The organism is Staphylococcus sp. HMSC62B09 (assembly GCF_001839115.1).
GTDB classification, from domain to species: Bacteria; Bacillota; Bacilli; order Staphylococcales; family Staphylococcaceae; genus Staphylococcus; species Staphylococcus haemolyticus.
Genome location: NZ_KV840153.1, coordinates 18,151 through 36,344 on the forward strand (window position 1 = coordinate 18,151; position 18,194 = coordinate 36,344).

The 18,194-nt window shown below is 33.8% G+C and carries 38 protein-coding genes; all 38 read right to left on the bottom strand.

Annotated elements, in window-relative coordinates; genetic code table 11:
- Positions 1-32: 32 nt before the first annotated feature.
- Positions 33-188: a phage tail assembly chaperone GT gene (gene gpGT / locus HMPREF3265_RS12630; protein ID WP_017175428.1), complete on the bottom strand. Its 156-nt coding sequence runs from the start codon at positions 186-188 to the stop codon at positions 33-35.
- A 47-nt stretch (positions 189-235) separates the two neighbouring features.
- Positions 236-598, bottom strand: coding sequence for a phage tail assembly chaperone G (gpG, locus tag HMPREF3265_RS08690; protein WP_011276043.1), 363 nt, complete (start codon positions 596-598; stop codon positions 236-238).
- A gap of 72 nt (positions 599-670) precedes the next feature.
- Complete coding sequence (locus HMPREF3265_RS12635; protein ID WP_176746622.1) at positions 671-826, bottom strand: hypothetical protein; 156 nt, start codon at positions 824-826, stop codon at positions 671-673.
- Between the two features lie 13 nt (positions 827-839).
- Positions 840-1,481 carry a major tail protein gene (locus HMPREF3265_RS08695; RefSeq protein ID WP_070861401.1) on the bottom strand — a complete coding sequence of 214 codons (642 nt, stop codon included), beginning with the start codon at positions 1,479-1,481 and terminating at the stop codon, positions 840-842.
- Entirely contained in the window at positions 1,474-1,890 is a 417-nt protein-coding gene (locus HMPREF3265_RS08700; RefSeq protein WP_053022041.1) for a hypothetical protein, read from the bottom strand. The genes HMPREF3265_RS08695 and HMPREF3265_RS08700 overlap by 8 nt, the downstream gene beginning before the upstream one ends.
- The gene (locus HMPREF3265_RS08705) at positions 1,887-2,309 is read right to left on the bottom strand and encodes an HK97 gp10 family phage protein (protein WP_011276047.1); all 423 of its coding nucleotides are present in this window, start codon (positions 2,307-2,309) and stop codon (positions 1,887-1,889) included. Before HMPREF3265_RS08705 ends, HMPREF3265_RS08700 begins: the two co-directional genes overlap by 4 nt.
- On the bottom strand, positions 2,299-2,670 hold the full coding sequence (locus HMPREF3265_RS08710; protein ID WP_011276048.1) for a head-tail adaptor protein: 372 nt from the start codon (positions 2,668-2,670) through the stop codon (positions 2,299-2,301). Before HMPREF3265_RS08710 ends, HMPREF3265_RS08705 begins: the two co-directional genes overlap by 11 nt.
- Complete coding sequence (locus HMPREF3265_RS08715; RefSeq protein ID WP_011276049.1) at positions 2,660-2,956, bottom strand: hypothetical protein; 297 nt, start codon at positions 2,954-2,956, stop codon at positions 2,660-2,662. The genes HMPREF3265_RS08710 and HMPREF3265_RS08715 overlap by 11 nt, the downstream gene beginning before the upstream one ends.
- A 17-nt stretch (positions 2,957-2,973) precedes the next feature.
- A complete protein-coding gene (locus HMPREF3265_RS08720) occupies positions 2,974-4,152 on the bottom strand; it encodes a phage major capsid protein (RefSeq protein ID WP_070861403.1) in 1,179 nt (392 codons plus the stop codon).
- 62 nt (positions 4,153-4,214) lie between these two features.
- A complete protein-coding gene (locus HMPREF3265_RS08725; protein ID WP_070861405.1) occupies positions 4,215-5,081 on the bottom strand; it encodes a head maturation protease, ClpP-related in 867 nt (288 codons plus the stop codon).
- A complete protein-coding gene (locus tag HMPREF3265_RS08730; protein ID WP_011276052.1) occupies positions 5,074-6,219 on the bottom strand; it encodes a phage portal protein in 1,146 nt (381 codons plus the stop codon). The genes HMPREF3265_RS08725 and HMPREF3265_RS08730 overlap by 8 nt, the downstream gene beginning before the upstream one ends.
- A gap of 19 nt (positions 6,220-6,238) precedes the next feature.
- Positions 6,239-7,900: a terminase TerL endonuclease subunit gene (locus tag HMPREF3265_RS08735; RefSeq protein WP_070861408.1), complete on the bottom strand. Its 1,662-nt coding sequence runs from the start codon at positions 7,898-7,900 to the stop codon at positions 6,239-6,241.
- On the bottom strand, positions 7,897-8,178 hold the full coding sequence (locus HMPREF3265_RS08740; protein WP_229359318.1) for a hypothetical protein: 282 nt from the start codon (positions 8,176-8,178) through the stop codon (positions 7,897-7,899). The genes HMPREF3265_RS08735 and HMPREF3265_RS08740 overlap by 4 nt, the downstream gene beginning before the upstream one ends.
- A gap of 283 nt (positions 8,179-8,461) precedes the next feature.
- The gene (locus tag HMPREF3265_RS08745; RefSeq protein WP_070861410.1) at positions 8,462-8,788 is read right to left on the bottom strand and encodes an HNH endonuclease; all 327 of its coding nucleotides are present in this window, start codon (positions 8,786-8,788) and stop codon (positions 8,462-8,464) included.
- 100 nt (positions 8,789-8,888) lie between these two features.
- The gene (locus HMPREF3265_RS08750) at positions 8,889-9,347 is read right to left on the bottom strand and encodes a hypothetical protein (protein ID WP_070861413.1); all 459 of its coding nucleotides are present in this window, start codon (positions 9,345-9,347) and stop codon (positions 8,889-8,891) included.
- Positions 9,348-9,364: 17 nt separating this feature from the next.
- Positions 9,365-9,586 (bottom strand): hypothetical protein, encoded by a 222-nt coding sequence (locus HMPREF3265_RS08755; RefSeq protein ID WP_070861416.1) that lies wholly within the window; start codon positions 9,584-9,586, stop codon positions 9,365-9,367.
- A gap of 13 nt (positions 9,587-9,599) precedes the next feature.
- Positions 9,600-9,752 (bottom strand): DUF1514 family protein, encoded by a 153-nt coding sequence (locus HMPREF3265_RS12460; protein WP_141764278.1) that lies wholly within the window; start codon positions 9,750-9,752, stop codon positions 9,600-9,602.
- A 1-nt stretch (position 9,753) separates the two neighbouring features.
- Positions 9,754-9,918, bottom strand: coding sequence for a transcriptional activator RinB (rinB, locus tag HMPREF3265_RS08760; protein ID WP_070861419.1), 165 nt, complete (start codon positions 9,916-9,918; stop codon positions 9,754-9,756).
- The gene (locus tag HMPREF3265_RS12640) at positions 9,911-10,063 is read right to left on the bottom strand and encodes a hypothetical protein (RefSeq protein WP_154230744.1); all 153 of its coding nucleotides are present in this window, start codon (positions 10,061-10,063) and stop codon (positions 9,911-9,913) included. Before HMPREF3265_RS12640 ends, rinB begins: the two co-directional genes overlap by 8 nt.
- A gap of 12 nt (positions 10,064-10,075) precedes the next feature.
- Positions 10,076-10,279, bottom strand: a complete 204-nt coding sequence (locus HMPREF3265_RS08765; RefSeq protein ID WP_070861421.1) for a DUF1381 domain-containing protein — start codon at positions 10,277-10,279, stop codon at positions 10,076-10,078.
- A gap of 36 nt (positions 10,280-10,315) precedes the next feature.
- Complete coding sequence (locus HMPREF3265_RS08770) at positions 10,316-10,867, bottom strand: dUTP diphosphatase (protein WP_070861470.1); 552 nt, start codon at positions 10,865-10,867, stop codon at positions 10,316-10,318.
- A 144-nt stretch (positions 10,868-11,011) separates the two neighbouring features.
- Positions 11,012-11,557, bottom strand: coding sequence for an HNH endonuclease (locus tag HMPREF3265_RS08775; protein WP_070861424.1), 546 nt, complete (start codon positions 11,555-11,557; stop codon positions 11,012-11,014).
- Positions 11,558-11,562: 5 nt separating this feature from the next.
- Positions 11,563-11,976, bottom strand: coding sequence for a YopX family protein (locus HMPREF3265_RS08780; RefSeq protein WP_070861426.1), 414 nt, complete (start codon positions 11,974-11,976; stop codon positions 11,563-11,565).
- Positions 11,973-12,158, bottom strand: coding sequence for a hypothetical protein (locus tag HMPREF3265_RS12985; RefSeq protein WP_070861429.1), 186 nt, complete (start codon positions 12,156-12,158; stop codon positions 11,973-11,975). Before HMPREF3265_RS12985 ends, HMPREF3265_RS08780 begins: the two co-directional genes overlap by 4 nt.
- On the bottom strand, positions 12,136-12,795 hold the full coding sequence (locus tag HMPREF3265_RS08790; protein WP_218117583.1) for an N-6 DNA methylase: 660 nt from the start codon (positions 12,793-12,795) through the stop codon (positions 12,136-12,138). Before HMPREF3265_RS08790 ends, HMPREF3265_RS12985 begins: the two co-directional genes overlap by 23 nt.
- A complete protein-coding gene (locus tag HMPREF3265_RS08795; RefSeq protein ID WP_053022081.1) occupies positions 12,792-13,259 on the bottom strand; it encodes a nucleoside 2-deoxyribosyltransferase in 468 nt (155 codons plus the stop codon). Before HMPREF3265_RS08795 ends, HMPREF3265_RS08790 begins: the two co-directional genes overlap by 4 nt.
- Positions 13,256-13,726 (bottom strand): DUF3310 domain-containing protein, encoded by a 471-nt coding sequence (locus HMPREF3265_RS08800; RefSeq protein WP_141764279.1) that lies wholly within the window; start codon positions 13,724-13,726, stop codon positions 13,256-13,258. Before HMPREF3265_RS08800 ends, HMPREF3265_RS08795 begins: the two co-directional genes overlap by 4 nt.
- A 4-nt stretch (positions 13,727-13,730) precedes the next feature.
- Positions 13,731-13,988, bottom strand: a complete 258-nt coding sequence (locus HMPREF3265_RS08805) for a hypothetical protein (RefSeq protein ID WP_070861434.1) — start codon at positions 13,986-13,988, stop codon at positions 13,731-13,733.
- Entirely contained in the window at positions 13,981-14,157 is a 177-nt protein-coding gene (locus tag HMPREF3265_RS12645) for a hypothetical protein (protein ID WP_154393817.1), read from the bottom strand. Before HMPREF3265_RS12645 ends, HMPREF3265_RS08805 begins: the two co-directional genes overlap by 8 nt.
- 4 nt (positions 14,158-14,161) lie before the next feature.
- On the bottom strand, positions 14,162-14,335 hold the full coding sequence (locus HMPREF3265_RS12650) for a hypothetical protein (RefSeq protein WP_176746623.1): 174 nt from the start codon (positions 14,333-14,335) through the stop codon (positions 14,162-14,164).
- The gene (locus HMPREF3265_RS08810; protein ID WP_070861436.1) at positions 14,316-14,738 is read right to left on the bottom strand and encodes a DUF1064 domain-containing protein; all 423 of its coding nucleotides are present in this window, start codon (positions 14,736-14,738) and stop codon (positions 14,316-14,318) included. Before HMPREF3265_RS08810 ends, HMPREF3265_RS12650 begins: the two co-directional genes overlap by 20 nt.
- A gap of 10 nt (positions 14,739-14,748) precedes the next feature.
- Entirely contained in the window at positions 14,749-14,973 is a 225-nt protein-coding gene (locus HMPREF3265_RS08815) for a DUF3269 family protein (protein WP_070861438.1), read from the bottom strand.
- Positions 14,973-15,134 (bottom strand): hypothetical protein, encoded by a 162-nt coding sequence (locus tag HMPREF3265_RS12655; protein WP_176746624.1) that lies wholly within the window; start codon positions 15,132-15,134, stop codon positions 14,973-14,975. Before HMPREF3265_RS12655 ends, HMPREF3265_RS08815 begins: the two co-directional genes overlap by 1 nt.
- A complete protein-coding gene (locus HMPREF3265_RS08820; RefSeq protein ID WP_070861440.1) occupies positions 15,128-15,898 on the bottom strand; it encodes an ATP-binding protein in 771 nt (256 codons plus the stop codon). Before HMPREF3265_RS08820 ends, HMPREF3265_RS12655 begins: the two co-directional genes overlap by 7 nt.
- A gap of 12 nt (positions 15,899-15,910) precedes the next feature.
- Positions 15,911-16,624 carry a helix-turn-helix domain-containing protein gene (locus HMPREF3265_RS08825; protein ID WP_070861442.1) on the bottom strand — a complete coding sequence of 238 codons (714 nt, stop codon included), beginning with the start codon at positions 16,622-16,624 and terminating at the stop codon, positions 15,911-15,913.
- Entirely contained in the window at positions 16,617-16,859 is a 243-nt protein-coding gene (locus HMPREF3265_RS08830; RefSeq protein ID WP_070861445.1) for a helix-turn-helix domain-containing protein, read from the bottom strand. Before HMPREF3265_RS08830 ends, HMPREF3265_RS08825 begins: the two co-directional genes overlap by 8 nt.
- 25 nt (positions 16,860-16,884) lie before the next feature.
- On the bottom strand, positions 16,885-17,520 hold the full coding sequence (locus HMPREF3265_RS08835; protein ID WP_053022073.1) for an NUMOD4 domain-containing protein: 636 nt from the start codon (positions 17,518-17,520) through the stop codon (positions 16,885-16,887).
- Entirely contained in the window at positions 17,521-18,189 is a 669-nt protein-coding gene (locus HMPREF3265_RS08840; protein WP_053022072.1) for a putative HNHc nuclease, read from the bottom strand.
- Positions 18,190-18,194: the final 5 nt, after the last annotated feature.

Below are 18,194 nucleotides of genomic sequence, written 5' to 3' on the forward strand. Positions count from 1 at the left end.
AAAAAAAATAGCCTTAGTACTAATGACTAAGGCTATAATGCAGAGAATAGCGCATCGGCTTTTTCATCAGTATCAACAGTATTTAGATGACGTTCATCTAAAATTTGAAGTATATAATAAAATGGCATTTCAAGAACTTGGTTTGCTGGTGTACCATTTTCTACCATATCTTTTACGACTTTATCCAAATTCTTCAACATGCCATTGTAAGTTAATTCTTCTTTTTTTAATTTGTTTAGCTGATGCTCTGAATAAACTTTTTTGTTTCCTCGTCTTGTTGGCCATTAGCAATGAATTGTACTTGTTTTTGTAATGTTTCAAGTGCGTCAGGCGCATGTAAACGATTTCTAATATCTTTAGCAGTGAATTGTTTACCATAAATTTTAACTACTACATCGATTAATTTATCTAATTGTTCTTTGAATGATAATTCAACTTCTCCATTTTCTGCTTTCTCTAATTCAGCCATGATATCCACTGATTCATATAAAACATCTAATGGAATAAAATGTGGTGTTAAGTATGTTTCTAATTTAATTTCTTCTGCTTCTGGGTTTTCTACTAAACGAATATAGTTACGTTTTAATTTGTTTGACATGTCTTAATATCTCCTTTTATTTCGAAATAAAAGGACGGCATTACACCGTCCTAAAGATAATTTAATTTTCTTCTACTCTTTCAAAGAAAGGTAACTTATAACCTTTTTTTTTAAACGTTTTTCAAAGTCGTTGACTACTTTTACTTTTTCTTCTACAACCTCATCTTTACGATATTCTTTACCAGTTTTAAGGTCTTTAGCATCTTTTAAAACTTTATATTGAACCATGGATTAACACTCCTTATGCTTCAGCAGCAGATTCTCCTGTTGTACTATCATCAGTATCTACTTCTGTTTTACTGTCATAAGCACCATTTAATAATTCCTTGAAGAATGAATCGACATTTGCACCTTCACGAGAACTATCGAATAAGATTTTACGTTTACCGTCAGCTACACGGTGCATTGCAGTACCTTCTGATTCTTCCGAACTGAATTCCCAATCTTCTTCGGCAGTTTTACCTTCTAAGTTTGGATCAGCAAACATAACTTTAGTTAAACCAACTTGTTGGTAAGAACCGTCACGTCGTTCACGTTTAAACCATACTGATACGTAGTTGTTTTGTTTACCACGTTTTTCTGCGTACACTCCGTTTTCATCGTAAATTTCATTGAAGATTAACTCACGAATTTCTTGTGGGAAAGCATGCATTGTCATTGAAATTTTACCTTCGCCATCAGTAGTACCTGATTCAATGATTGAACCGTCAGCGTAAGCATTAGCAATTTCTCCACCAGTTTCTACTGAAATTTCTTGTAAACCACGAGTTTGTGTTACATTTGAATATTTGATAGTGCCATCTAATTCATCTGTTTCTAATAAAGCGAAACCTAAATCTTTAATATTAATAAATGATTTTGGTGTTTTAGCATATTTAACCATTTAAATTTTCCTCCTCATAAAAAATTGCTTCATATCGTCTTGTTGAGCGATACAAAGCAAATTCTTTGTTATATTCATTTCCTAAATTACTTACTTGCCCTGCTTTCAATTCTTTCCAGAGCAAATCACTAATACGTTGTGATATTTCGTTTCTTCTTAATCGTGCATTGTAATCTGCATTAGCTTTCACAAATACATCTATTTGAACAATATAACTATACGCTGCACGTTCTCCGTCATAATGTACTTCGGGAATAGGATCATCAAAATCATCTAATACGACATAAGGCTTTGTGATGTCTTTAACGTCAGGATAGTCATTGAACTTTACATTCTTGATATCTAGTATTTTCATTAGTTTTTCGTCATCTTTTAGGACGCTGTATATTTTATTTAATATATCAATCATAGTAACTTCTCCACTTCTTCCTGCACCGTTTTATAAAACTCTTTCTCAGCTGTACGCAACGCTTTATCTATCGCACCAAAACCTTTAGGTCGAATAAACTTACCATTTCTAGCGTGAAAGCCTTTCTCGTTTAAATGAACAATAGAATATCTATGATGTGGTCCTTCCCAATATACTCGAACAGAACGAACGCCTTTATCCCAATAAGGCGCTGATAGCTTAGCCTCTTCGTATTCTGCGCCAGTATCTCTAAAGTAACGAATATTACTTTTGATAGCGTCTAAAACAATATTTCCTGCCTTAATCAACGCCTTATCTATAATTTTGTTCATTCTTTGACGACTAAATTTATTCTCCAAATCTTTTTGAAGTTGTTTTAATCCATCTGCACGAATACCACTAAAATTATTACTCGCCATTAGATACCACCCCTGCAGTTAACATTAAAAATTGTTCGTTCTCTACATCAGGTTGTACTAATTTAATATTCAAATCTTGATGAATATATGGCGAATCTATTGCAACGTAATGCTTCTCGTTTGGTATATATTGCCCGTGTGTTTCACGTATAAATATCTTCACATCATGTTCTGTACCATTTGCAATTGCTTGTTGTAATTCAGTCATTTTCCACTGTGGAACGTATGCCCAACAATGATATAAAACTCTTTTACGTTTTACACCTGCTTCTGGTCCTTCGTTATCTTGATACTCATAAAAATGAACACGCGTATTTAACTTTTTTGTTGTAATAAATGGTTTTTTAAATTTACTTTTCATTTACATCACGCTCTCTTAATGTCAAAAATCCAAAGTGTAACAAATCATCTTGATAATTGTCGTTAAAGAACTCTAATAAATCTTCATAATCATATCGAGCGCGTGCAAAAACTAAGTTTTTACCATTCAAATTACTATTAATATCAAATGCACCAAAACGTGTTTCTAAGTTCTCGTAAGACATATTTAAAACACGTAATAAGTGTTCATCTTCCGTATCATGAGAAATCTTAGTGTATTCTTTAAATTCATCTAAAATTTCATCCGATATCTTAACGCTTGGCATTAGTATCAACTACTTTCTTAGGCTTGTGCTGCACCGTCTGTAGTACCACCTGCAGGAGTTGAAGTACGAACTGCAGTAGATAATTCTAAGTCATACACGCGTGATGCATTGTTATCAGCTGGTTGACCATAAGCAAATGTTTTAGCAGTGTATAAAATACAATCTTCTAAAGCTAAAGTTTGGTCGAATTTTTTTACTGTTAATCCGCCACCACGTACTGCATCATAACGATCAGTTACAAAAGCAACTAATTTATTTGTTGGAACAAATTCAGATGATACGATTTGTACGTTATAAGGTAATACAGTTACAAAACCACCATTAGCAGTTAAGTAAGTGTAACGTGCTTGTACATCCCATGAGTCTTGTGGGTTAACTACTAATACAACTTTACCGTCAATGTTTACTTCTTTACCGTTTTCTTTAACAGATAAGCCTTTTAATACGTCTTTTAATTCATTTACAGTTGTGTCTGCATCTGCAAAAGTTAAAGTTCCAGATGTTGTTTTATCAACGACACCGCCATTTTCTTGGATATCTTTCATCAATCCAACTGGTTGGTCTTTAGATGCACCTTCACCAGTTAAGAAAGCAGCTTCTAAAGCAACTGAAATAGCTTCTTCAATTTGAGTACGAACAAAACGCTCTACCCAGTTAGGACCAAACATTTTTAAATCATCTGGAATAACTACGAAACAAGTTAATTTAGATTGTTTGAATTCTTCTTCATCAAATGCAGCATCTAATTGACCTTTGATTTCACCAAAGATTTTACCCCAAACAGCTTGACCTGTTGGTTCTGCTTTAATGATACGTGTTACTAAACCTGCGTTTTGAATGTTGATTTTTGAAAGTAATGGATGTTCTGATTGTAAATCATCAAACACACGTTCAATAACTGTTTCAGGTAATAATTTTTCTTCTTTATATCCTACTTCTGTATTGATTTCATTAAAGAATTTACGTTCTTCTGAAGTTAAAGGATCTTGTGAACGTTTAGCTAAAATACCGTTGTCTACTACACGATTATTTACTTCCGCTGAAATTTCTTCTTGTAAATCGTTTGATAATGCATCAAACATTTCTCCGAATGCTTTTGATTGTTCTTCATCACTTGCACCATTGCGAACTAATTCTGCAAAGTGTGTTTTGTGATCTTGATAGTTTTTTAATTTTTCTCCTACTTTGATAGGCATTAATATTCCTCCTTAAATTTATGCATAAAAAATAGCCATTAACATCAATTGCTAATAGCTACTTAAAATGCAAATCTTGAAAATTTATTTTCTTTTGGTGGTGGATTAGTACCTCCGCCTTGGCCTTCGCCTTCATTACCTTCGTCATCGCCTTTTTCTAATTTATCTAGGCGTGACTTAATGTTTTTAACTTCGTTTTCCAAATCTGCAATACGTTTTTTATTTGAATCATCACTTGAAGGTTCATCTGGTGTTCCTTCTTCTGCTTCATCAATCATAGAATTAATGATTTGCAACTGTTCCTTCAATTTTGCTACATATTTTGAATTCCCCACGTTCTTTACACCTTCTTTCTGCTTATCAACAGATTTACGAGATGATTTCTCATCTGCAAAACCTTTATTGATTGCCTCATCTGCAGTTAACCATGTTTCATTAGTGATTAGATTAACAATCTCATCACGATCTAAACCTGTTCTATCGTGATATATATCAACAATAGATGTATCAATTGCAGTTAAAGCATTCAATGTTTTCTGAATGTCTGATTTGTTACCAAAAGCCATTGTAGAAGCTTCATGTACCATCATATTTGCGCCTGTTCGGATAATAATCTTATCTCCTGCCATTGCAACTAATGATGCAGCACTTGCAGCTAATGCAGTGACTTCAATTGTAATGTGATTTGATAAGGACTTTAAGTAATTATAAATTTCTATCCCTTCAAACACATCACCACCGCCAGAATTTAAACGAATAACAATATCTTCTTTAACATTATCAAGCGAATCTTTCACAACTTTAGCGCTGATAGTGTCGTCAAGAAAAGATAAGTTAGCAATAGTACCTGACAACGTTAAAATGTGCTTGTTATTCTTAGTTTCGTTTCTAAAAACTGGCGTGACATTTCTCACAATTGGATTACTCATTATTAGTCTCACCTCCTCCAACTGGTGAAACTGATTCGTAGTTTTTAGTTAATACGTATTCATCTAGGTGTTCATCATCTCCTGGTTCATCACCAAGCATGACACGAATTTGATTACCAGTATAAGTACCAGAAGAACGCAGTTTATCAATCGCTTCCGCCAATTCGATTGGTTTTTTCTTATCTATACCAACAATTTCAATGCGTTTATTTTCTTTTAAATACTCATCTTTAAAAAATAATTTAGCATTTAATTCACGCTCTAATTTCTTAGTTAAAGGTTTAAAACAAAATTGATTAGTTGCTTCAATCGCTTTTTCTAAATCTGCATTTTCTCCCAGAATTAGAGAAGGTGATACACCGACAATGCGTGCAATATAGATGAGAATATCTTCTATTGCTTGTCGTAACTCTTTGAAATCTGATCCATTCGCACTAGAGTTATTCGTTGAATGTTCTTCGTATTCCAAACCTTTCGTCAAAGGTACAACTGCAACTTGATTTTTCTCAAAGGTATTAAAAATCATATCTATATAATCTTGGATACCTTTCGTACTTAATTGTGTTGAACCTATATTCAAAACGCCTCGTATTTGATTTTTCTTGAGTTGCATATTTAACATGCGACCAAATACTTCGCCATAATCTTCAAACAATCCTAATGAGAATTTATCTAGCTTTTCATTGGCGTATTCTAAATAAATTACATCATCCATTGAAAAGTAGCGATTATATTTATAGTCGTTAACCATAACTGAATTAAAGCGATGTGGTAATAGTCCTAAGTCTGTTTCATGTTCGAAATCATCTGCCACATATAAATAATCATCATCCGATTTAATGATTAAAGCTTCGTTATCGACAAGAAGTTTATAAATAAATTTCTGCCAAAACTGTGTAGCATTTTGATTAGGGTTTGGTCGAACATTCAATAAGTAATACATATCATCTTTAGTGACATGATCACTTTCTTTCACTCTAAATTCAGATTGAGCGATTGTCCTTGCTACATACTCAACTACCACATTTAAAGCCATTCTTTTGATATAGGCTTTTGAACTTGTTTCTTGTAAAAGTTCTAAGTCATACATCCATGAAATCTCTTTATTTTTTTGAAATATCTTATCAAATAGCCCCATAACTTACTCCCTCCTTCCTTTAAAATCTCAAGCCCCTTAACAGATTAATTTCTTCTTCTAAATTAGAATCTTTCAAATCATCTGCTCTATACAACGCATGTATAAGAGCTTGGAAACCATCAGTTTTACGTCTTATTGGTTCTTTCTTTTCATACTCTTTATTACCGTCCTTGCGTATCTTAACAGCTACATTTTGCGTATACCAACGCATTAGAGGGTTATCACCAAAGATAAGATGATGTTGCGCGAACATATCTTCAACTCTTGGTGCAAGTAATGATTGAATTGCACGAGTGTTTTTTATTACTTCATATTCGATACCTGCATCTTCAAATAAAGGTCTAAGTAAATCCATACGGAAGTTGTCGGCTACGACTTTTTGTAGTCCATAATTCTTTTGCGCTTCAATAAACCAATCAATAATATGTTTAGGGTTTATTGTTGGCTCATCTACAATTGTGAGTAAACCTTTTTTCTCCCATTCATGAATAGGTGGCTTTAATTTGTATTTATCAAGAAATTCTTTTCTAGCGAATGAGTGAGTTTTCCAAATATAATCATCACCAGATCTAAACAATAAGCCGACTGCTGCAAAGTCTTTTAAACTCGCATAATCAAGCCCACCAATACATTCATTGTTTTCAAGTGGGGGTATAGGTCGATTTGTAGCCATTATGTCATCCCACGGTGCTACAACACTTTGAGTATCAGTTTCAGGCATATTCATTCGTTTAGTCATAAATTCCGGTCGATTAGATGGATTAAACTGAAGTCCTAGATATTGTTGATGGACTTCTTTAAATAATTGAGCGCCATATTCACTTTTAGGGTTTTCAAACATTGGGTTTGCTTTTTCCCAAAGTTCCGGTTTATCTATTTCTTCTTTATCATCAATTTTGCAAATGAAAGGGAACAATCTATCTTTTGGATTAATACCTTTTAAGACATTGTCTGCTCTTTCTTTTAATCTATCTAAAAACCCTTCTCTTACATATCCGTCTGTACCTATGTAGAAAGTACGAGGGTGTGCAACTTTACCTAGTCCACTTCGTTTGATATTAATAATCGTATCTTTTTCGTAAGCATGGACTTCGTCAAAGAAAATACAACCTTCACGAGCGCCATCTTTCGTTTTCTCATTAGATGTATCAAACAAGAACTGTGATTTGGTACTTGTACCTTCCACATAAACCTTACTTAAATAAAAAGGGTTGTTAGGTCGTTCGCCTGTAATATATAAGTTGTTACTTTCTATCATTTCATAGATTTCCCTAAAACTTACTAGCGCCTGTTTCTCACTATTAGCTACTACTGACATATTATATTTAGGAATACCATGTAATGGTGTCATAAAGAATGCTGCTAACGTACTAATATAACCGTTCTTGCCACCGCCACGAGCCATTGATATGAAGAACTCCGAAAAATAAGGCGTTTTAGTATCTTTTTCATATAAGAAAACAAAACATGAAATGAACTTTTGGAAGTCTTGTAGTTTGAAAAACCATTTCTCACTAAACTTGATGTAATCTTCTATTTTTTGATCATCAAAATAAAGGTCATCACGTTGCAAGATATTATCTTCTAAAAAAGATACAAGTCTAATGCGCTCTTTGTTAAAAATAACGTTGCCTGATTTATATTTTTCTATATAATCTGTAACATGTTTAGGTATCTTCATGTTAAATCAGGTCCTTTCGCTTGTTCTTGTCTGCGTCTTTCTTCGGCTTTTCTTTCTAAATGAAACGATTTCTCTAAAGCTAACAACGAACCATTCACTTTGTTCTTCTCTGCTATTGCAGGATTAGGTTTGATGTACTCTTGTGAAGCGTTTTTTACTACTGTAATCGGCCCAGATTGTTCGATATAAACATCTAATGCGTAAAATAATTTAAGTAAATTGGTATAGCGCTCAACTTTTTCAACTTCTATATCATTATCTGTATCTATCTGCTTCATTAGGTAATCTTCTGAAGCATTAATTCGTTCAATTTGACTGGGTGTTAATTTATCTTTGAGGTATTTATCCTTTTTCAATCCCCTCCCCCCTTTGCTTATTTTTTATTTTTTTCGAAATGTCAAGCCCCCTTACGTATCTTTTTGATGAATAAATCTGCAGAGTTGACCCAAGCGCCGGTTTCCGCGAAGCCTTTTGTGGCGCGATTTATTTAGGTGGGGGGTATTTGACACTTTTTAAACTTTTATTTATTTTAATTAAACAATATTTTTATACAATTTTGTTTTACCAATTTTCATCATTAAATTTATTCTTTCTATTGTTTGGATTATGTTCAAATCTTCCATGACGTTTATTGTGATGAAATTTACATAGTGTTCTTAGGTTAGAAAGTTCATATGCTAAATCTGGTCGTATTTCTAACTCTTTGATATGGTCAACTTCCAGTGATTGTTTTTGATTAATTGTCAATCGACCTTCAGCGTTACACATCACACATTCATAATGATCACGTGCCAACACCTTCAGTCTTGTCTTGCGCCATCTAGCGTTTGAATAGAAACCTTTGTTCTTGGTTCGTTGTTCTATATAATCTGCATATGCTTTACTCATCTTCATTTACTCCAAACAAAAAGACACACCACCTATGTGATGTGCCTGTATATTCATATCGTGTTAACTCAATTATAGACTTATATAAATATATTAAAAATTAGTGTTGATGTTGCTTATCTTGTTGAAGTTGTTGATTGTGTTGATGTTGTTGTTTGTGTTGTTCTTGTTGATTGATATAACTGTTCACAATCTCATCTATCCTTTTGTTTAAGTTATCTCTTCCAATCTTCATTATCTTTTTAACTTGAGTGAAGTTCTTTCCCTTCTTGAACTCATATAAGATGTTGAGGTTCATATCATCATTTATCTTATGTTCATGTTTATCTATAAACTCTACAACTTCTATATGTTTGTACAACACTCTATACAATGTGTCATTACGTGTAACGATATTCAATACTTTGTTTGAAGTATGTCCTTTACCTTTAGGCATAGTAGCCTCTATACCATATTGAGCAGTACCGTTACTCTCTTTGGTATATCCCTCATCTACTAATCTGTTTCTACGCCAATGGTATTCAAATATCATATCTCTTATTTGTTCGTGTGTGTACAAGTGATTACCTCCATTGTTTATTGTTGGTCAAAAGGTGTGCGTTCCACTTTAATAATTTCTAATGCTTGCTCTTCTGTAAAACCTTGTTGTCTTAAACTTGTTAATCTCTCGTGTTGGTATTCAGATTTCATCTTAGCAACTTCAAGTATTAAAGGTAACATTGATTTCAATTCATATATTTGGTTTTGAATATTAACGCCTTCTTTTTTACTGCCGTCCATATTAAATATATTATCCATTACATTACCTCCATTACTTATACTTATCTTCCATACATTCTTTAACATTGTGCAACAATAATTCATTAGCATACTTATGTGCCTCTATCTCCTTACGTTGCTCATGTTGTACACCTAAAGAGACAAGACAAACAACAGCTAATAGTATTGATATGATTATCCACATATTAATCTATCTCCTTGTTTAAATGGATATGATCATGCTTATTAAAATCTTTAGGTGCTTCTATATCATCTTCGCTCTGCAACTTAACGATAAGTTCGTTAGTTAGATATTTGCTTAGTTCATACATTCCGATAATGAACCATATTTTTAGTATGCGTTTAAACATCTACATCATCTCCATGTTCGATATATTCTATAACGTGTTCCAATGCTGATTTATAAGTAAGTGTTATTGAATCTTCCTGCATTGATTCTTCAATATCGCTAATTACACTTTTTAATTTTTCGACTACTTCTTCACTACTTTTCATTCTGTTCACTCCTTATCCCAATAAGTCTTGCAAACGATATAATTTTCTAAGTTGTAATCTATCGTGCTGACTTAATATACACTTTGCTTTCTTTTCAGCTTCTTCTTTACTTTCTGCTTCTACTACACGTATGTGTTCATTCTCTCTAGGTTGTTCTACATTTACATGCGCATGACCTGTGCTATCTGTGAATTCTCTGATTAGGTATTGTTTCACTTCCCCAGCACCTCTTTTACTCTTTCTAGTATGTCCTTAGTATCCTGTTGATCCAAACCCGTCTGTCCCTCTCTCTGACACATAACTAAACTCCTCTACTTCTTTTAACTCTGGTGTCCAAATAGGTACGATAACAAGTTGTGCGAGTTTGTCGCCTTTTTTGATAACATAACTTGTGTTTCTTGGTTTAAAAATATCTAGCGGATTAGAGCTTTGCTCATCAATTGATTCATTAAAGCTTCCATCGTCAATCACTTCACCTTTTATATCTACATAGTAAAATTCATCTGCATTTACTACTTCAATATCATTCTTAATATTAATCTTCATATTACCTTGAAACCCTGCGTCTATCTTGCCTGTTTCAATCACTAAATGTGTTTTACTACTTACACCACTTCTTGATGTTAATAGCCCTACATAACCCTCTGGAATGTTCACAGCGATGTCTGTTCTAATCGTTGCCTTCTCTTGTGGCTCAAGTATTACTGTTTCTGCTGCGAAGATGTCATAACCAGCATCTAATCGGTCACGTTCTGGTGTAGTTGCGTCTTTCGATAACTTCTTGAATTCTAATCTATTTTCCATTTCCTTATCCTCCAATTGTTCTCTTAATTTAGCTATATCCTGTATTAGTTCATCACGTTGCTTACGGAAACTCTCACATTCCTTTCTAACTTTCTTCAACCTAGCGTCCATAACACTAGATACAAACTTAGCTTCTGCGTTCATTTACTCGTCCTCCAATAACTCTGGGTTTTCGTAGATTCTTTGTTTTATTACCGTCCAATCACAATTATATATTCTGGCTATTTCGCTAATACTCAGCCCGTTTTCTAAGTGCTGTTTCAATTCCTTTGGGTCAATATTATATTTACGTTTCATTTTCATTCCTTTTCTTTTCTGATTAGCTTTAGCAATTTTACTTCTATGGACTTCTGTAAAAGCTTTTCCTTTGTTATGATTTGACAAGTGTTGGTTTGCTATTAAAATGGTAAGATTTGATTTTGAAGCATCTAATTTATCGCCATTGATATGATGAACGTGTTCATTTCTTTCTAATTTTCTGTCTAACCAATACATCATTAATAATCTATGTACATGGTATTTTTTATCGTGTACAGAAACACAAGGGTAAAAACCATGTATATAAATTTTCTTATTACTTGAAGTGGGTTTGCTTTGTACCCATAATATAGCTTTTTCTAATTCCTTATAATCGACTTTACAATTACATTCATTTCTAAAATTTATGCTTTTTTGTGAATTAACAATCAATATTTTTACTCCTCACTTAATAAGTTCTTATCTTCAAACACATTGCCAATAACTTCATATTCAGTCGAATCATCAATGTTATAATGGTCGTAGCCACCAATATAAAACTCAGTTAAGACAAATCCTCCGTCTAACCATTCAATTAAATATTTATCTCCATAAATATCTCTGACAATATCTTTTTCGTATATTTCGACACCGTTTTTGTCTTTCAAGCCTGTTGATTGCATGAGTTCAAAACAATTTGCATCATAATATTCTGAATGACTGTTATCGACTTCTCCATAACCTGTATCGTCTAATACGTAATTAAACGATATCGCTGAAACATTTTTATCAATTCCGTTGAATTCAATAACGCCTATGTCATATCTCATTCGGCCATCTATTAGATCCCACGCTCTAAATTTAGGTATCATCTCAAACACTCCCTGTTCCTTTTTATGTCACACTCACTAACTTTCATCGTCACTCTACTTCCTGCTACCTTAACCACAAAGCCTTTGACACCTATCTCACGTAACTCATGCTGTATTTGTGTAGGTGTCTTGCCTTGTGTAGCATAGCGATAGCGTTGGTTAATTGTGTTGGATAATATCATGTGCTAACCACTCCGGTATTTCTTTAGTCTGTCTAATATCTGGGTATTTATGTTCAACAAATTTAATATTGAGCATTTTCTTTGTACTTTCTGTATAAGGTAGTCTATTCAAACTACTAAAACCTAAATGGTCGTTAGCGTCGTTTTGTATAAACCATGCACCGTATGCCTCTCTAGTAAGTACATCGCATTGAATAACTAGACCATTCATTCCACGAATAAGCATGTTGAATAGTAAGAAAGGAATAGTACGATCGCTTAATTCTTCTGCTGTATAGAAGTACATTCTAGGCTCATAATCAAAAGGTGAGTGTTTCATTCTATCCTTATTCCATTTCTCGATGATTATCCCACCTGTACCTGCTGCTGGCTCGTAGTAACTACCATTAGTGTCATCTACCATTTCCACAAGTAGTCTACTAATAGATTGTGGTGTAAAGTCTTGCTTATGTTTCTTTCTATTAGCATGTTCATCTTGAAAGTATTCGTGAAACCAGTCGTAATTGACATCTTTATCAAATGCCTCGAGAAATTCCATAAATATTTTGTTACGTTCTTCTATATCTCCGTACAGAATATCCATAATGCGTTGTGGTGCTTTATAGCTGTCGTTTATGTTTAATATGTCGTTAATCATTCTTCCACCAACTCTTTGCATATCTCATCGAATTCTTGAATGCCTCTGCCATCAGTGACATCCATGATTACGCCATAGACATACTGATTAATACTGAACTCTGCTCGGTCCTGTTCGTCTGAAATATGTCCAGTTCCTTGTCTGATGTCAGTACATTGAACGTAAATTTTAATATCCTTCTCACTAGCTTTTTTTAGGTGCTGTGCATACCCCATTTCGCAAATTGTCCCTTGTGCATGAGGTAAGTAGTCAAATATCATTACAGCGCTTGTTTCCATGCCTAGTGTGTCGTTAAACACAATACGTTCTGCTAATTTATCTTGCTTAGCATTTGTTTTATCATTTATGTCTTTGTCGTCATGTGGTGCGTAGACTTTAAAACCTAATCGCTGTAACTCTTGCTTTTCCCACTCTCTGCGCATTTGTTGCCCAATACTAAGCATATCGCCACCTAAATAGATCATTGTTCTACCTCCATTTTTTCGATTAATCTATCTGCGTAATCTCTAGCTTTTTTAATATCTGCTAGTTCATCATCTTTTCGACCTGCACGAACTGGATATTTAATCATATTGCCTTTCATAAAACCTTTGAATTGTTCAAATGGTAATTGTTGATACAAGAAGTCGATAACATCTATATTTTCACTACCTTTATAATGATCAGGTATATTATTATCTTGTTTTTTCTGCTTTAAATTAACTTTACGTGTGAATGGCTCGTTCACTTTCATAAAGTCGTCACTATCAGTAAGTGTGAATTTATAGCCTGCTTGGTTTTCTACTTCTGCTTTCCATACCGTTTTTAACAGTATTTCTTCTGCGTACACTCGGTTTACAATCGCAGTTTGAAAAGCACTAAACTTTTTATTAGCACATTGGAACTGAACGATGTCATTTCGGTTAAGTTCTACTATTCTCAAGTTTTCCATTTACCTATCCCCTTACCTTTGGAAATATGTCATTCTCCACTAAGTATCTAAACCACTTACTACTCACTCTGTGCTTAGCGACTAATTCTTCTGAACGTCTTGCTCTTGCGATACGTTGTTCACGTCGTTTACGTTTCAATGCTCTTTCGTGTGCTACTCTGATATGCATAAGCTGATGGTATTCTCTTTCTGATAATCTGCCATACTGCTCTTTATTGCTTAATCGTTGCTCTTCTTTTACTAATTCATCATTATTAATCACGATACTCATATACTCCTTTTCCGTATAATAATTCTGGACCACGTAAACCTTTGTTGTATCTCCCACGTAAGGTAGTGAGTGGTACGTTATATATTTCTGCTACATCTCTTAATGCGATACGAGTGCCATTGATATAAACACGTGTTGCAGTTTTTTTGCGTTTTCTCATACGATCACTTCCAATACGCTTCATATATTTCTATATCTTTGACTTCCACATCTTCTAATGTGTCGATAGGGTTTTTCTTCGCTTGCTCGATTCTGTATTCCATTTCTTCTTCAGTTTCTTCGGTTGCCGGTAACTTAATCGTGCCTCTGATTAACACTTCAGCTTTGACTGTTGCCATTCTTCATCTTCTCCTTCTTACGCTTTCTGCGTGCTTTAATTAGTTCTTCATATGTTATCCACTCAAGGCCTGTGTATTTAGGCGCTTTGTATATCCATGTGAGTTTGATTTTCGGATATTTATGTCTAAACATTTTCGCTTTCAACTTCGCTACTTCTGTTGGCATTCCTTTTACGTCTATCACTTCGACTAGCACATCATTTTTGAATAGTGCAAAGTCAGCGATATATTCCGTTTTACGTTGCTTATCGAGTTTAGGTATTAATTCATATCTAGGTTGCAACTCGATGCGATCATACCCATCACCTAAATTACGTTCTAAATAGTGGTAGTAGTCGCATTCGACTTTGCTATCGAACACGACACCTTTATATTCAACTTTCTTAGCATTGTATTTACTCACGTTGTCACTCCTACATATCAAATATCGTTGCTTGTAACCCTAGTTCTTCTTCGTATAGAAGTTCATACACGCCTTTGAAATGTTTCAACTCACTATCAGTCATTTCTTTATATTCTTCGCTAAAATGAGCGCCTGTGAGCGTTTTAACGACATTCACATTAGGCTTACGTTTCTCTACTTTTATTTCTTCTGTTCCGTCAGGTCTATAAAGGTAATACTTTTCGATAATTGCCATTAGGACACCTCCACGATTGCATGCCTGTTGTCTTTTTCTTCCAATTTGTCATTGATTAATTTGATAAGTGCAGCTTGATTACCACTGCACCAATCAATCATTTTTTGAGCATACACATCGGAACACTCAAGTATTTGCTTAATATTGTCTACCGTCACCATGCGTCACGTCCTCTGAAATCATCTCCTAGCACTCGAACCGTTCTTGCATTTTGTTTCATACGTGAATTGATCCGTTGCCAGTTCATGTTTTGATTTAATTCTTTATCGCTAAAGTTAGTAGTAAAGATGTTGTTCTTACCTACTCTGTTATCTACAATTGAAAATAGTTTATTTAATGTGTGTTCAGTGTTTTCTACACCTATATCATCAAGTACAAGTAAATCTATGCTGCTTAATAGCTGTACAAGTTCGTCTGTCGTTTCAGTAGCATTACGATTATATGTTGCTTTAATGCGTTCCATTAACATTGGAATGTGCATGAATGCTACCGAATGCCCTTGTTGCTTAATTGCCTTTGCTATGGCATAAGCTAAATGGCTTTTTCCAGTACCATACGAGCCTTGTAGTATTAATGACTTAGGTTCATCTAGCGAGAATGTTTTAACGTACTCAATAGCTGTATTCTTCGCTTGTATTTGATATTCGTTTTGTGGTTGGTAGCTATTAACTGTTGCATCACGTAAAGAAGCGTTCACATTAGATTGGTTAAAGATACGATTAAGATACTTTTGCTTTCTCTGTTGCTCAGCTTCTTTACCAGCTTGTATCATTGAGCAATCACAACCATGTCTGAACTCTTGACCATTACTAAACTTGTAATAGTCGTAGGTGTTGCCACATCTTTCACATTTAAGATTATGTTCTTCTTCTACAATGTTTTGGTTAGGCTTGATATTTCTTGCTAAACTCCCTAATGATTGCACTACTTATCACTCCTAGTCCCAATAACTTTCGTCATACTTCATTCTGTTAAGTTGATCCATGCCACTAGGTTGTAGTTCTTCACTAAAGTCATTTAAATAACTTTCTTGAGATAAAAATGTTTTAGGATATTTTTGATATTGTTTATTGGTAATAGTTTTTAGATATTCTCTAGTTCCGTTCATGATAGTTTCAAATTCATGTTTTTTAAGCGCTGATTTGAATAAACTGAAAGCCTTTTTCTTATCTAACTTTTTATCGTAAAGTTCCCACCATTCTTCAAAACGTTCACGCGTAACGTCAGTTGCGCTATTATCTGTTCTATTTATATTATTTATACTTGTATTATTAATACTTGTAATATTCTCTTTAACATTTGTGATAATAGGGGTATTAACAGAATTGTTAATAGGGGTATTATCATTTGTGTTAATAGGTCTTAACATTTGTGTTAAGGGGTATAGCTTTCTTTTTTTAATCTCATTACCTTCTCTAATGATTTCAACATTGAGGTAACCTCTGTCTTTTAAGTTTGCTATCCTTCTTGATATTGTTACTTTAGTTACTTCGTACAATTTCGCGAAGTAACCATTACTCGCTGTACAGTAACCATACTTATTACTTAACGAAGTAATCTCTGCAAATAGTAGCTTTTCGCTATCGGTTAGCCGATTATCATATCTTACGTTTGCAGTAATAATTGAGTAGTAACTAGGTTGTTCACTCATTGCTATCACTCCCGTACAATATCCATTCAGGCGTTGTATTAAATTCTTTAGCTAACTTTCTAATAGCTTCCATTTTTGGTAGTTGCGCTCTATTTTCCCAACGTGTTACAGCAAGTCTCCCTACACCTACACGTTTTCCGAATTCAATTTGTGATAGTTCAGCATCAAGTCTTAGCGTGTTAATTCTACGAGCAATGTGCATTCTATCTTCATACGTGATCTTTCTTGATTTCATTGTTTAACTCCTTTCAGCATGGCGTTTAAGAAATGTCTTTCAATATTCTGCCTACCGTCGTTATAGAAAGACCTGTTTTAATAGATATTTCTTTATTAGTTATTTCTGGATCATTTTTGTAGATAGCTTGAATCTCATTTATGATTTTTTCATTTATAATTTTCGGGTAATTTCCTGTTCTTTGCTCTTTTAATTCAAAACCATTTTTTAGTAAAAGTTTTTTCAAATCACGCAAATCCACATGATATTTTTGGGTTAATTTTGTTAAATTAAACCCTTTACCATAATCGTTTATAATATCGTTTTCGAATTTTTGAATGTTAGTGAGTTTTATCTTTGATTCAAATACATGTCTGCAATTATCTCTAGAGGTAACGTATTCCAAATTCTCTAATTTATTGTTATGTTTATCTCCGTCTATATGATTAACAGTTAATTTTGACTCGCCCATAAACGCTAACATTACAATTCTATGAATTGATTTAGTTATACGACTTTTATCTTTCGATAATGTTATAGCTAAATAGCCATTAGGCCTTCTTTGAGGTTTCAAAACCCTTTCGTCAGGAACATATTTACCTTTCAATCGTTTTATTCTCCCTAAATTACTAGCTTGATAATACCCCTCATAACCTGGTATATCTTTCCAAATTTCTTTCATCTAACTACGCCCCTTTAACATATCGTTTAACCTGCTATCTACTGAAATCCATGAGTTTTCTAATTGATACTTTTCATCAAACGACTTAACACCAATTGCATGCTGTTCAGTATGATGTTTACGACACAACGCTAAAACGTGCTTGTCATAGTGGTCCATCTTATTTCTATTCATCCCTCTACCTACTGTTTCTAGGTGTGCTAGGTCTGAATTAGGTTTGCCACATATGACACAATGTCTTGTAATAGTTGCCCAATAGAGATAATTTTTATCTTCTTTCATCATTTCGCTTGTTTTGTAGTTAAGTGGTATTCCATTAGTGAATATCCATTCGAACATTACATCTATAATTTGTTTAGCAATCGTTCTGGTACAATCAGCTAATGAAATTCGCTGTTCATATCCATATAAGAACTTCACATAATCTTGGAACATTTGCCTCATATAATCTCTAGGTTGTCCAGTATGTGCTTCTATATCGTTACATAATGCGAATATCAACCTACGTTGTTTGCTAGTGATAGAGTTTGGATCTATCACTGAACAATCAACATTAATAGGTTTGCCTAAGTTCAATAAATCAATAGCTTGTTCAGGTATCTCTACATCAGTAACAATCACTGTGTAAGTGCCTTTATTATTCTTTTGATACTTAATTATTTGCGACATCTAAC

What these genes read in the sequence shown, in the direction of transcription:
- HMPREF3265_RS08790 (WP_218117583.1), bottom strand. Translation starts at nt 12,795, where the DNA reads ATGATTAACGACATATTAAACATAAACGACAGCTATAAAGCACCACAA.
- HMPREF3265_RS12650 (WP_176746623.1), bottom strand. Translation starts at nt 14,335, where the DNA reads ATGGCAACAGTCAAAGCTGAAGTGTTAATCAGAGGCACGATTAAGTTA.
- HMPREF3265_RS08710 (WP_011276048.1), bottom strand. Translation starts at nt 2,670, where the DNA reads ATGAAAAGTAAATTTAAAAAACCATTTATTACAACAAAAAAGTTAAAT.
- HMPREF3265_RS08740 (WP_229359318.1), bottom strand. Translation starts at nt 8,178, where the DNA reads ATGAAGCAGATAGATACAGATAATGATATAGAAGTTGAAAAAGTTGAG.
- HMPREF3265_RS08800 (WP_141764279.1), bottom strand. Translation starts at nt 13,726, where the DNA reads ATGGAAAACTTGAGAATAGTAGAACTTAACCGAAATGACATCGTTCAG.
- HMPREF3265_RS08695 (WP_070861401.1), bottom strand. Translation starts at nt 1,481, where the DNA reads ATGGTTAAATATGCTAAAACACCAAAATCATTTATTAATATTAAAGAT.
- HMPREF3265_RS08835 (WP_053022073.1), bottom strand. Translation starts at nt 17,520, where the DNA reads ATGAAAGAAATTTGGAAAGATATACCAGGTTATGAGGGGTATTATCAA.
- HMPREF3265_RS08795 (WP_053022081.1), bottom strand. Translation starts at nt 13,259, where the DNA reads ATGATCTATTTAGGTGGCGATATGCTTAGTATTGGGCAACAAATGCGC.
- HMPREF3265_RS12460 (WP_141764278.1), bottom strand. Translation starts at nt 9,752, where the DNA reads ATGTGGATAATCATATCAATACTATTAGCTGTTGTTTGTCTTGTCTCT.
- HMPREF3265_RS08720 (WP_070861403.1), bottom strand. Translation starts at nt 4,152, where the DNA reads ATGCCTATCAAAGTAGGAGAAAAATTAAAAAACTATCAAGATCACAAA.
- HMPREF3265_RS08705 (WP_011276047.1), bottom strand. Translation starts at nt 2,309, where the DNA reads ATGGCGAGTAATAATTTTAGTGGTATTCGTGCAGATGGATTAAAACAA.
- HMPREF3265_RS08770 (WP_070861470.1), bottom strand. Translation starts at nt 10,867, where the DNA reads ATGGAAAATAGATTAGAATTCAAGAAGTTATCGAAAGACGCAACTACA.
- HMPREF3265_RS08815 (WP_070861438.1), bottom strand. Translation starts at nt 14,973, where the DNA reads ATGGCAATTATCGAAAAGTATTACCTTTATAGACCTGACGGAACAGAA.
- HMPREF3265_RS08780 (WP_070861426.1), bottom strand. Translation starts at nt 11,976, where the DNA reads ATGATACCTAAATTTAGAGCGTGGGATCTAATAGATGGCCGAATGAGA.
- HMPREF3265_RS08840 (WP_053022072.1), bottom strand. Translation starts at nt 18,189, where the DNA reads ATGTCGCAAATAATTAAGTATCAAAAGAATAATAAAGGCACTTACACA.
- gpG (WP_011276043.1), bottom strand. Translation starts at nt 598, where the DNA reads ATGTCAAACAAATTAAAACGTAACTATATTCGTTTAGTAGAAAACCCA.
- rinB (WP_070861419.1), bottom strand. Translation starts at nt 9,918, where the DNA reads ATGTTTAAACGCATACTAAAAATATGGTTCATTATCGGAATGTATGAA.
- HMPREF3265_RS08745 (WP_070861410.1), bottom strand. Translation starts at nt 8,788, where the DNA reads ATGAGTAAAGCATATGCAGATTATATAGAACAACGAACCAAGAACAAA.
- HMPREF3265_RS08715 (WP_011276049.1), bottom strand. Translation starts at nt 2,956, where the DNA reads ATGCCAAGCGTTAAGATATCGGATGAAATTTTAGATGAATTTAAAGAA.
- HMPREF3265_RS12645 (WP_154393817.1), bottom strand. Translation starts at nt 14,157, where the DNA reads ATGAGAAAACGCAAAAAAACTGCAACACGTGTTTATATCAATGGCACT.
- HMPREF3265_RS08830 (WP_070861445.1), bottom strand. Translation starts at nt 16,859, where the DNA reads ATGAAATCAAGAAAGATCACGTATGAAGATAGAATGCACATTGCTCGT.
- HMPREF3265_RS08735 (WP_070861408.1), bottom strand. Translation starts at nt 7,900, where the DNA reads ATGAAGATACCTAAACATGTTACAGATTATATAGAAAAATATAAATCA.
- HMPREF3265_RS08725 (WP_070861405.1), bottom strand. Translation starts at nt 5,081, where the DNA reads ATGAGTAATCCAATTGTGAGAAATGTCACGCCAGTTTTTAGAAACGAA.
- HMPREF3265_RS12635 (WP_176746622.1), bottom strand. Translation starts at nt 826, where the DNA reads ATGGTTCAATATAAAGTTTTAAAAGATGCTAAAGACCTTAAAACTGGT.
- HMPREF3265_RS12640 (WP_154230744.1), bottom strand. Translation starts at nt 10,063, where the DNA reads ATGAAAAGTAGTGAAGAAGTAGTCGAAAAATTAAAAAGTGTAATTAGC.
- HMPREF3265_RS08700 (WP_053022041.1), bottom strand. Translation starts at nt 1,890, where the DNA reads ATGATTGATATATTAAATAAAATATACAGCGTCCTAAAAGATGACGAA.
- HMPREF3265_RS08755 (WP_070861416.1), bottom strand. Translation starts at nt 9,586, where the DNA reads ATGGATAATATATTTAATATGGACGGCAGTAAAAAAGAAGGCGTTAAT.
- HMPREF3265_RS12985 (WP_070861429.1), bottom strand. Translation starts at nt 12,158, where the DNA reads ATGATATTATCCAACACAATTAACCAACGCTATCGCTATGCTACACAA.
- HMPREF3265_RS12655 (WP_176746624.1), bottom strand. Translation starts at nt 15,134, where the DNA reads ATGGTGACGGTAGACAATATTAAGCAAATACTTGAGTGTTCCGATGTG.
- HMPREF3265_RS08825 (WP_070861442.1), bottom strand. Translation starts at nt 16,624, where the DNA reads ATGAGTGAACAACCTAGTTACTACTCAATTATTACTGCAAACGTAAGA.
- HMPREF3265_RS08730 (WP_011276052.1), bottom strand. Translation starts at nt 6,219, where the DNA reads ATGGGGCTATTTGATAAGATATTTCAAAAAAATAAAGAGATTTCATGG.